8 protein-coding genes are annotated in these 11,696 nt (G+C 46.5%); 2 read left to right on the top strand and 6 right to left on the bottom strand.

The features are described from left to right. Positions 1-196: 196 nt before the first annotated feature. Positions 197-445, top strand: a complete 249-nt coding sequence (locus tag QUA20_RS26220; protein WP_333192551.1) for a transporter suffix domain-containing protein — start codon at positions 197-199, stop codon at positions 443-445. A gap of 60 nt (positions 446-505) precedes the next feature. Here QUA20_RS26220 and QUA20_RS26215 read toward each other — a convergent pair whose 3' ends face one another. Further along, entirely contained in the window at positions 506-1,534 is a 1,029-nt protein-coding gene (locus tag QUA20_RS26215) for a hypothetical protein (RefSeq protein WP_333192550.1), read from the bottom strand. Between QUA20_RS26215 and QUA20_RS32170 the strand changes: the two genes are divergently transcribed. Further along, on the top strand, positions 1,473-1,919 hold the full coding sequence (locus QUA20_RS32170; RefSeq protein ID WP_445304719.1) for a transposase: 447 nt from the start codon (positions 1,473-1,475) through the stop codon (positions 1,917-1,919). The two genes, QUA20_RS26215 and QUA20_RS32170, sit on opposite strands and share 62 nt — an antisense overlap. On the opposite strand, the gene QUA20_RS26205 is transcribed toward QUA20_RS32170, so the two are convergent. From QUA20_RS26205 to dnaK, 5 genes are all read right to left on the bottom strand, one after another. Further along, a complete protein-coding gene (locus QUA20_RS26205) occupies positions 1,830-5,036 on the bottom strand; it encodes an efflux RND transporter permease subunit (protein WP_333192547.1) in 3,207 nt (1,068 codons plus the stop codon). The two genes, QUA20_RS32170 and QUA20_RS26205, sit on opposite strands and share 90 nt — an antisense overlap. A 198-nt stretch (positions 5,037-5,234) precedes the next feature. Next, positions 5,235-7,022: an efflux RND transporter periplasmic adaptor subunit gene (locus QUA20_RS26200; RefSeq protein WP_333192544.1), complete on the bottom strand. Its 1,788-nt coding sequence runs from the start codon at positions 7,020-7,022 to the stop codon at positions 5,235-5,237. A gap of 277 nt (positions 7,023-7,299) precedes the next feature. Next, on the bottom strand, positions 7,300-7,902 hold the full coding sequence (locus QUA20_RS26195; RefSeq protein ID WP_172190133.1) for a PadR family transcriptional regulator: 603 nt from the start codon (positions 7,900-7,902) through the stop codon (positions 7,300-7,302). A gap of 613 nt (positions 7,903-8,515) precedes the next feature. Beyond that, entirely contained in the window at positions 8,516-9,028 is a 513-nt protein-coding gene (locus tag QUA20_RS26190) for a DUF4112 domain-containing protein (protein WP_333192542.1), read from the bottom strand. Positions 9,029-9,225: 197 nt separating this feature from the next. Then, positions 9,226-11,142: a molecular chaperone DnaK gene (dnaK, locus tag QUA20_RS26185; protein WP_172190135.1), complete on the bottom strand. Its 1,917-nt coding sequence runs from the start codon at positions 11,140-11,142 to the stop codon at positions 9,226-9,228. Between the last annotated feature and the right edge of the window lie 554 nt (positions 11,143-11,696).

Below are 11,696 nucleotides of genomic sequence, written 5' to 3'. Positions count from 1 at the left end.
TGTTTCTCGAACTAAAAAGCACTCCTCAAGTTAGCTTTAAGAGCGATCGATCCAGATTTAATCAGTCTTTTCTTACTCAGTTTCCAACTGAGTTCCTTCTTGTTGCCAAAAGTTTAGAATAACCGCGCTTAATGTGCAATTAGTCTAAGCTCCAGTAAGATATAAAGGGGATATTAAAGCTGTATTATGTGAATCTATGCAGAAGCTCGGTTTGTTTTTATTTATCGTATCTTTTCTACCATGGTTAGCAGTCTTACTTGTTGTGCCATTCCTGCCGCTGGACATTACCCAAAAAACTACTTTATCTGTCGTTTTGGCTGTTGGGGCAGAAGTTTGTTTTTGGATTAGCGTGCTGCTGTTGGGGAAAGAAGTAGTTACCAAATATCGGCGTTATTTGAATCCCCGCTATCTTTGGAAAAAAATCAGAAATTTTAACCGTAGATGAACAGGGCTAGACGCCGATAATGAGCCTGGAAGTTAGTGTTTATCTGCGGTCAAGGTGGAGCTATTCGCTGAAAATTTGCAAGCGAATAGAGCGTTCTCCGTCTCCAAAATCCACTTCAATCTTTTCTCCCGAAAGACTGTCTAAGCATCCCAAAAGCAAGCGCAAATTGGGTGTGCTTGCTCCTGTATCCACGTACAATCTATCTGCCAAACTGCCTAAGCGTTTCCAAATGGTGTAGAGTTTGACTACTGTTTGTTCTAGCTGTGCGGCTTGTTTTACAACGTCGGCGGTGGTTCCCAAACAGCCGACTCGCAAAGATTCTTCTAATGCCATTTCCATGTCTAAGTGAGACTGATTTAGAGCTTGCACTTGGGCAGCGGCGTCGAGGTATTTTGATAAGTTCTTGGCGTCGTAAGTTAGCTGTTTGACAGTATCAACATCGGGATTTTCTGCTACTTCTTTTTGAATTTCGCTTTGGTGAGATGGGGAGAGTTTCTCCATTTCTTTGACTAAAGGAGCGAGGTAGCGGGAAGGTAGAGAACCAGTAGATGCTTTTTCTTTGACTTCTTCTGGCAATAAATCTGAGTTCATTGCCATCCATTCGTCGGAGAGTTGTTTGACTTCGCGGCGGGTGATGCGATCGCCACTTGCTGCGGCATCTGTTACCATTTGCTGCACTTCGGGAGATGCTTTGGCAGTTTCTACAAAGGCTCTTTTGCTGAAGTTTCTAATGGAATTTGGGTCTAAATCTCCTTGCTGGATCAGAGTGTCGGCACTATTAGCCAATTCTATCAAAGAATAGGCTTGACTTTTGCCAATTTCTCTTTCTTTGAGCCAGTTCAAAAACCCTGTGCCGCGTCCTTCGCCGCCTTTTTTTTCTCTGTCTCTAACTGTTCGGAGAATGCGTCCCCGCCAAATGTCGGTCTGCAAGTCGAAGCGATCGCACACTTTCCAGGCATTGTCAACCTGATTTTCAAAGTCAAAGTCTGGTAGTTGTTCGTCTTCGGGGTCTGGTAATTGGAAGTTGATGTCGGTAAAGCCGTTGAGGGCTTCTGCAAGTTCTGCGGGATTTAGGGGGACTTCAGCCATTAGGAAAAATTTGTGTAGTGCAACAGCCGGTTTAAGTGGGAATTTGCACGGGTTGACAGTTGAGACGCTACCTGTAGTAGTAAGTGGGGCAATGCTCACCCTACTAATAGAGTTTTTGTGCAAGTCATATTATTATTGCACGATGGAGGGCGATCGGGCGATCGCTACCTGCACAAAAAATCTTCCCCGAGAGTGGCCCCACAGCGTCGCCACAATACAAAAGTGGGTGACACAGATAGTCGGGTATTTTGAAGAAAGAGCCACTAACGGGATAGTTGAAAGAACTAATTACCAACTACAACGGCGATACTTTATCGCGTTCAATCTCCTCGTGGGGAGTTGTTTTGCCGTTCAAAATTGTGCCATCCTCGGGGAGCTTTTCTAGTCTAGGATCGCGCTTCTTAAAGCGATCGCGAGCCGAGACAACCACCACATACAGAACCGGCACTATAAACAAACTCAAGACAGTAGAAACAACCATCCCTCCAGCGATCGCATTCCCCAGCGATCGGCGGCTCGCTGCACCCGCACCCTCTGGGTTAATCAGAGGAGAAATACCCAAAACGAAAGCCAGAGAAGTCATCAAAATCGGTCGTAAACGCTCTTGAGAAGCCTCAACTGCCGCCTTAGCAATTGGATATCCCTGCTCCCGTAACTGGTTCGCAAACTCCACGATTAAAATCGCATTTTTACTAGCCAATCCAATCAACATCACCAAACCAATCTGGCAATAAACATCATTCGGCAAACCCCGCAACGACTGAGCTAAAAGTGCACCTAAAATCGCCAGAGGCACCGATAGCAAAATAATGAATGGATCGACATAATTTTCATACTGTGCAGCCAACACCAAGAACACAAAAATTAGCCCCAAACCGAAAATAATCGGTGCTTGACCGCCGGACTCAATTTCTTCTAAAGAACTCCCCGACCATTCATAGCCAAAACCCGAGGGCAAAACTTCAGCCGACACCTTTTCCATCGATTTTAGCGCCTGTCCAGAACTCGCTCCTGGAGCCGGAGAGCCAGTAATTTCAATTGACCTATATAAATTGTAGTGGTTAACAGTTTGTGCTCCGACCACCGGAGTGATCTTCACCAAATTGCTCAAAGAAACCATTTCATTCTTTCCAGAACGCACATACAATTTCCCAATATCTTCAGGGTTATCACGAAACTGTTTGTCCGCCTGGACATAAACCCGGTAATTGCGCTGCTGGAGGTTAAAATCGTTCACATACTGAGCACCCAGAGCCGTTTGTAACGTACTGAAAACATCATTAACAGAAATATCCAAAGCCTTAGCCCGATTGCGGTCAACTTCCACAATTAACTGAGGCGTATTCGCAGCAAACGTACTAAATACCGCCTGCAATCCGGGCGTCTGATTCGCCTGCTTTAAAATCCCGCCCATCGCCTGAACCAGAGCATCTAAACCGCTGTTACCTTTGCGGTCTTGCAATTGAAATTGGAAGCCTCCAAATTGACCTAAACCCTGAATAGCTGGCGGATTCACCGGGAAAATTCTAGCTTCTGGAATCGCCCCAAATCTACCCCGCAACTTATTAATAATCCCTTGTACAGTTTGATCTTCTCCGTGACGTTCATCCCAGGCTTTAAGTGTAGTAAATATAATGCCTTGATTAGAAGTGCTACCGCTAAAACCAAATCCACCCACTGAAAAAGTTCCGACAACTTCAGGAAGTTTGAGGATTTCTGCTTCTACTTGGTCCATTACTTTCTGAGTGTATTGCAGGGAAACACCTTGGGGCCCTTGAATAATTGTCAGAAAATAGCCCTGGTCTTCTTCCGGGATAAATGCTGTGGGGACTGCTAAATAAAGCCAAGCTGTTACTCCCAGAGAAGCGATGAACACGAGGGTTACAATAGTCTTAATTCCTGTGAGAAATATTAAGGATTTCCGATATTGCCGCTGTACCCAATCGAGAAATCTATTAACACGCTCAAAAACCCAACCTAGCGGGCCCCCAAATTTCTGACCTGGACGCAGTAATATAGCTGCAAGTGAGGGCGTCAGAGTAATAGCCATAAAGGTAGAAAGCAATACTGAAAAAGCAATTGTCAGCGCAAATTGTTTATAAAGCGCTCCTGTAGTTCCGGGAAAGAATGCCACGGGCACGAACACTGCCATCAACACTAAAGAAGTCGCAATTACAGCGCTAAAGAGCTCCCGCATTGACTCAAAAGCCGCTTGGCGAGGCTTCATACCTTGGCGGATCAGGCGGTCAATATTTTCTACTACAATGATAGCGTCATCAACAACTAATCCCGTCGCTAATGTCAGACCAAACAGAGATAAACTGTTAATCGTAAATCCGAAAACTTTGATAAAGGCAAACGTCCCGATCAAAGAAATTGGAATTGTGATGGTAGGAATAATAGTTGTGCGCCAGTCTTGCAAGAAAACAAAAATCACTATCACGACTAGCAAGACTGCTTCAAATAATGTCTTGACTACTTCTGCCATCGACTCTTGTACAAACAAAGTCGTGTCCAGCGCTACTCTATGGATCAACCCCGGAGGGAAACCAACCGCTAGTTTTTCCATTTCTGTTTTGACGGCCTGGGCAACATTCAAAGCATTACTTCCAGGCAGTTGGTAAATGCCTAAACCTACTGCATCATTGCCTCGAAATCGCAGAAATGAGCTGTAATTCTCTGCCCCTAGTTCTGCTCTCCCCACATCTTTTAATTTAACTAACGTTCCATTTGTCTCTGTTTTGAGGACGATTTCTTCAAATTCTGCTGGTTCTTTCAGGCGACTTTCAGCACGCAAGTCAATTTGATACATTTGCCCCTGTGGAGCAGGTTCTTGGCCAACTCTCCCAGCACCAACTTGCAAGTTTTGTTCGTTAAGAGCGCTCGTTACATCTTGCATTGTGAGACTGCGAGCTGCTAATTTATTGGGGTCTATCCATAAACGCATTGCATAGCGTCTTTCCCCAAAAATTCGCACGTCGCCAACCCCTTTTATCCGCTTTAAAGCATCGGCTAAATATAGGTCAGCGTAGTTGCTTAAAAATATGGTGTCGTATTCTTTATTTTCGGTAAATAAGCCGATCGCTAATAGGAGACTTGTAGATTGTTTTGTAATTGTAACTCCTGTGCGTTGTACGGCATCTGGTAGTTGTGGTTGAGCAACTGCAACTCGATTTTGAATATCGACGGCGGCAATGTCTTTGTTGCGTGACGGGTCAAAAGTAGCTGTGATGGTGCTGGTGCCATCGTTACTACTACTGGAAGTTAGATATTTGAGTCCTTCTACACCGTTGATTTGCCTTTCTAGGATGTTCGTAACAGCATTTTCTACAATTTCAGCACTCGCCCCGCTATAGTTAGCTGTGACGTTGATTTGGGTGGGGCTAATGTCAGGGAATCGCTCGATAGGCAGGCTCGGAATGCTAATTGCGCCTACCAAAACAATAATTAAGGCGCAGACGCTAGCAAAGACTGGTCGTTTAATAAAGAAATCTGCAAACATTATTTTGGTAATGGGTAGTTGTTAGTTGATAATTCGTAATTTCTAATTCCTAATGCCTAATTAGACTTACGTCAAAAATTAAAATTTCCCCTTTTTTAAGAGCTGAGCAATCAAGTAGTTTCACATACATAAGGTACGCTGTTGCGCTTCAGCCCTCTTAAGAGGCGAATTAAGAGCGCTGAAGCGCAACTACATACCTTATTTTTTGCTTTCTACTGGTAATTTTTCCCCGGCTGCTTTCGCTTCCTCTTGAGCCATAATCGGAGCCCCGTCAGTCAGGTTAAGGATGCCTGCGGTAATAATTTTTTCCCCGGTTTGCAAACCTTCGATAACTTGATAATTATTCCCCTCAATGGCTCCCAATTTCACGGGCTTTTGTCGGGCTACTAAAGGAGGCATTCCAGGTTTTGGCTGTTCCGGCCTTTGAGCTGTGAAGACAAAAGTTTGCCCACCTAAGCGAGTGACTGCTGTTACTGGAACTAAAATTCCGGGGTTCTGTTTCCAGATGACTTTAGCTTTTACAAACTGGAGATTAAGCAGTTCGCCGCTCGGGTTGGCAAAGGTGGCTTTAGCTAAAATTGTTTGGGAATTGGCGCTGACGTTCGGGGAGATAAAACTGATTTGACCTTGGGCGATCGCCTTACCTTGAGCGTCGAGCATTTGTACTGGCAGCCCTAAGCGTAATTGAGGCATCCGTTCCAAAGGAATTGATAACCGCAAGTCTAGCAATTGGTTCTCAGTCAGGGTGGCAATGGCATCACCTTTTTGCAAGTTATCACCTACTTTCACTGGTATGTCGCCAATGACTCCCGCGAAGGGCGCGATGACAGCAGTTTCTTGCAGTTGTACTTCAAAGCCGCGCACTTGAGCGGCGGCCTCGGCAACTTGCGCTTCAGCTTGATCGATCTGTTCTTGGCGCGTACCGTTGGCTAACTCGGCTAATCTGCTCTTGGCTTGTGCGACTTCTGCTTCGGCTTTGGCTATTTCCTCTGGACGCGAACCGTTTTGCAATTGCCGCAAAGCTTGCCGCTGCTGTTGCAAGGCTGCTGTCCGGCGCTCGATCTCGGCTTGTCTGTTTTTTTGCCGCTGCTGGAACCGCCTTTGAGCTTCTCGGAGGTTGGCTTTGGCGGTGCCTGCTTTTTGGGTGTATTCCTCGAGGGTGTTGGCGGATTCTGCCCCTTCTCGTGCCAATGCCTGATATCTGGTAAGCTGCTGGCTGGCTAACCTTGCTTCGGCTGTGCTTGCCTCTATTTGCGCTCTGGCTTGGGCGATGTCTTCTAAGAGGCTACCTGTTTGGGCGTCGGCGAGGTCGGCTTCAGCTTGGGAAACGCGGGCTTGGGCTTGACCAATTTCTTCTGGCCGACTGCCCGATCGCAGTTGGGCTAGGTTGGCTTGGGCTTGGGCGACTTGGGCTTGAGCTTGGGCGATTTCTTCGGGCCTAGTTCCTGCTTGCAATTCTGCTAAGTGGGATTGAGCGCGAATCAGGTTGGCTTGGGATTGCCTCAAATCAGCTTGGGCGCTGTCGCTTTTTATGCGGGCGATGGGTTGCCCTTGGTTTATGAAGTCCCCGGATTTGACAAAAATCTCCGTGACTAGCCCTTCTGCTTCGGGTTTGATTTCTACCGAACGCTTGGCTTCTAAGCTGCTGACAAATTCCGAGGAATCTTGGACTGAACTGGTTTGTACGGCTGCAAGCTTGACTGGTATGCCTTGGGGTTGGGCTGCTGCTGCCGGTTGCTGCGCGCGATTATGACCCGATTGCCACGAGTACCAGCCGAAAGCTGCTGCGCCTGTGACGATCGCGAGCGCGGCAATTAGGGGCCAGCGCGATCGCGGTTTAGCGACAGGTTCGGGGCTATCGGCAACGGGGGCCAAATCCTGCGGTCGATCGCTGTCTGCTTCTGCATCGGTTGGGTGAAGTTCCGGTGTGGCAGATTTTTGCTCTTCAGCTTCAACCACGGATTCTGGGGATTTAGAATAACTCATTGGCAGCACCACTTAGATTTTTTTTTAACGTCTGACTTACTGAGACTTTGGCGGGATCTTTGATTCCCTCGGCGCCCCCCTCAAACAGGGGGGAATTTGGAAAGCTCTTTTAAAAGGGATGGAATCTGGAAAGTCCCTTTTTAATGGGATTGGGGTTTGTGCTTGGCTTTAGTCCGATCGCAGTTAGTCAAGCCGGGGGTGATTATTTTTAGGAAAGTTGTTTTTTATCTCTCAAAAGTTACGCTTTCCATGAAAGATTAGACATCCTTCTTATGGCTTACCTGAGTGGGTGAGTTAGAAGGATTTTCCCCTGGGAGTCGCCGGATTCAGCGGAGGTTGGAGAGTCACGCACTCCTGCGATCGCGCTTTTTTCCTTGGCTAGTTGCTCGGTTAACCACTCTATGTCTGACGCCAGCACTGACTTGCAACGATCGCGAGAGGCGAATTGATAGTCGTCGGTTAGTGGATATTCGCTCTTGAGGCTTTCGATGTAGTCTTGCCGGGTGTAACAGGCTCGCAAGCGGTGTTCCAACAATTTCATCCGTTCTTCCGGTTCTAAGTCGCCAAAAAAGAAAAACTTGATTTGGAACCGGGAACCGCTGTTAACCCAGCTTTCTTGAGGGTGTTCGAGCATTTTTTCCCTCCAGAGTTCGCGCCCTTTGGCGGTAATTCCGTAGATTTTGCGCGGACAGCCCGCATCTCCGGCTTCTTCGGCAATTACCGAAATCTCCCCTCGCTCTTCCAAGCGCTTCAGCAAGGGGTAAATCGCTCCGTAGTTGACGCTGATGCAACTGCTCATAAACAGCTCCAGTTGTTGCTTTAGCCGATAGCCGTGCAGGGGTTGCCACTGTAGCAGCCCAAGGGCTGATAATTCAAGCATTTATATCAAATTGATATTATAGTCTGCATTATATCACTATATTATCGGACTCAAGAGCGATCGCGTAAATAGCTAATTTAAAAGAAACTCCAGATTAAAATACACAGTTAATAATATTTGTCAAGACTCTTAAGATATATATTTTTAGATCGATAGAAGGCGATCGCTTTATATTATAGAACCCATTTGAGATCTAAGAAGTGCTGCTCCACCTCGATTTCGGTCAGAGGAACGGCAGCATCTCAGTTTTGACACAAGTCAGATGCTGCCTGGTCTTTGATGTCTCCCAAGTGCTTTAATAGACTCTGCTCAATAAGTCCGATTTCTGCCACATATCTCTTCTGAGTAAGAGCACCAGAACTTTTCTTGGCATGGGTTGGTTGAATTTTAAAACCCTGAGAAATTTTAGTATTACTTGAGATTTTTTAGAACACCTAACAGTTTTTTCCTAGCTCATAGTTAGAAATTATTTGTCAAGCATAAATTATCCTAAATCTCGATGTTTTTACTGGTCAGTCATCCTACTAAAACTTAATTGTTTAAGTACAATTTATACCAAATGAGATCGACCTGACACAGATAGAGTGATTTCTCTTTATTATAAAACCCAAACTCAACGCCCTGTAATTACTTGAAATAGCCACCCAAAAAGCATCACGCTCAAGAAAATTACACCTCCGACAATTAACATCAAACCCAACAGCAACGCCGCCACAAATAGCCAATCGGCTTTTTTGCCTTGTTCAGGGGAACCTAAATGAGCATCCAGCAATTCTATATTTTTGACATTAGCTTTCCAAGTAACATCCAACAAGTCTCCGGCCACCGGTACCGTGCCGGCAACTGTATCAAATACGATGTTAGCAGCCATTTTTACTAAAGTCTCTTGAGGCACTCCCATTTGAGCGGATTTGAAGACAACATAGCCTGCAAAGATTGAACTGATAAAATCGCCGCCGCCCGGTATCAGTCCCAATATCGGATCGAGTCCGATGCGGTATTTTGTGCCGGGAATCGGAATTGCATTGTCTAGTAAATGGCTGACCCGGCGGAGTCGGCGCAAGGATGCTACATGAGATGGACTGGGAGTATTGGGGGAGGAATTTTGTAGAGGAGAACGTGACATTTAATTGCTCTCAATTGCGATATTACTGCTAGTTTATGATATTTATTGAAGCATATTCAAGTTTTTTCACTATGCCTCAAGCAGATTTTTACGGATTTTGGGCGATCGGCTTTGGTTTGTTTTTGAATGCACAGAAACCCGGTTTCTGTTCAAAACCGGGTTTCTTGCTTCTAGCTGGAGGCTTTTAATTTAGCCTTTTATTTGTTGCCTTCAGTGAAGTCGGCGTCAATCACGTCGTCGCCGCCGCCAGTGGGGCCGCCGTCTCCATAGCCACCAGGGCCGCCAGGGCCGCCAGGGCCGTCAGTCGGGCCGCCTGCTTGCTGGTACAGGTTGCTGCTGACAGCGTAGAACGCTTGCTGCAACTCTGTTGTCAAGGTTTTGATGCGATCGTCATCTTCACTCTCGATCGCATCGCGCAAGTCTTTGATCAACCCTTCAACCTTAGTCTTGTCAGCAGCGGGAACTTTATCACCCAATTCTGCCAACTGCTTCTCAATTTGATAGGCTAAAGAATCGCCTTGGTTTTTGCGATCGATCTTTTCGCGACGTTCCTTGTCAGCAGAAGCATTCGATTCGGCTTCCTTCACCATGCGATCGACTTCATTGCTGGGCAAAGTAGAAGCACCAGTAATGCTAATCGATTGCTCCTTGCCAGTACCTTTATCCTTAGCAGCTACATTCAAAATACCGTTAGCATCGATATCGAAAGTAACTTCAATTTGAGGTACGCCACGGGGGGCTGGAGGAACTCCATCTAAGCGGAAGGTTCCCAAATCCTTGTTATCATTGGCCATTTCCCGTTCGCCTTGCAAAACGTGAATTTCCACGTTTGTTTGGCCGTCTACAGCAGTCGAGAAAGTTTCCGACTTCTTGGTAGGAATAGTGGTGTTGCGGGGAATGATTTTGGTCATCACGCCGCCCAAGGTTTCGACGCCAAGAGACAGCGGGGTAACGTCAAGCAACAAGATGTCTTTGACTTCGCCGGAGAGTACGCCGGCTTGAATTGCTGCACCGACTGCGACCACTTCATCCGGGTTTACCGTTTGGTTGGGGTCTTTGCCGAGGATTTTTTTGACCAGTTCTTGCACCGCCGGAATACGTGTAGAACCGCCCACTAAGACGACTTCATTAATTGCAGATTTGTCTAATTTGGCGTCCCGGATCGCATTTTCTACGGGGATGCGAGAGCGATCGATCAAATCCGAGCACAGTTCTTCAAACTTGCCCCGCGTCAAAGTCGTGTCCAAGTGTTTTGGCCCGTCTTGAGTCGCGGTAATAAACGGCAAGTTGATTTCTGCTTGGGTAACGCTCGAAAGCTCAATCTTGGCTTTTTCTGCTGCTTCCGTCAGGCGTTGCAGTGCTTGTTTGTCTTTGCGGAGGTCAATTCCTTCGGCTCTTTGGAATTCATTAGCGATGAAATCGACGATTTTTTTGTCGAAGTCGTCACCGCCGAGGTGAGTGTCTCCACTTGTTGCGAGCACTTCAAATACGCCGTCGCCCACTTCTAGAATAGATACGTCGAAAGTACCGCCACCTAAGTCAAATACGAGGATGGTTTCGTTGCTCTTTTTATCTAATCCGTAAGCTAAAGCGGCCGCTGTAGGTTCGTTAATAATCCGCAGCACTTCAATCCCGGCAATTTTACCAGCGTCTTTCGTAGCTTGGCGCTGGGAGTCGTTGAAGTAAGCAGGAACAGTAATTACCGCTTGGGTAACTGTTTCGCCGAGGTATTTACTGGCGTCTTCTACCAGTTTGCGGAGAACTTGTGCAGAAATTTCTTCTGGGGCAAATTGCTTGCCGCGGGCGGGACAGTCTAGTTTAAGGCTGTTGCCGACTTTGAGGACTTTGTATGAAACTTCAGTGGTTTCGTGGGTTACTTCATCAACCCGACGCCCGATAAACCGTTTTACTGAGTAAAAGGTGTTTTCGGCATTCATCACGGCTTGACGCTTGGCGATTTGTCCGACAAGTTGATCGCCATTTTTAGCATATGCTACTACGGAAGGTGTGGTGCGACCCCCTTCGGCGTTGGCTATGACGGTGGGTTTGCCGCCTTCCATAACTGCGACGCAGGAGTTTGTCGTACCTAAGTCAATTCCAACTACTTTTCCCATAGGGGTGTTCCGGCTCCAATCTCTACAAAATTTTGGTGTTCTATCTGTGCGATAGTCTGGTTATTCAGGACTGCGATTTTACCTCGCGGTTTACGGGTACTGAGTCCTGCTTTAATACAGTCTTCGATAGGGTGCTTATCTCTATACTGCGGGCGGTAGACCTTGCGATGAAGGGGTATTTACCGAACCTGTTGAGGGACGGTTGCATCCGTGAGGCTTGCACCGCTACAGCTTTCGACTGCTTTTGTTTACTCTTCCTAATGTACGGGGTGCGAGCGATTCGGGTATTGTGGCAAACCGTATACGTTGTGTTGTATTTGCCGTCTTATGTGTATAAATTTTGTTGGGCTGGTTCGGGCGATCGCTCGATCGGCTGCAAAATAAAAGTAAAATTCATCAGTTAGAGTCATGAGTTAGAGAGCTACCAATTTGCTGCGTGTTTAATTTTACTCATGAGAATAAAGAGTGAAAAATGAGTATCAAGAGACTCCAAGAAACCGCACTTTTTGTAAAATTCTTGAGCTGGTTCGTCTATAACATCTATTCTGAGGGCC

This window comes from Microcoleus sp. Pol7_A1, from assembly GCF_036701085.1.
GTDB classification, from domain to species: domain Bacteria; phylum Cyanobacteriota; class Cyanobacteriia; order Cyanobacteriales; family Microcoleaceae; genus Microcoleus; species Microcoleus asticus.
This window is presented reverse-complemented; position numbering and strand designations above follow the sequence as displayed.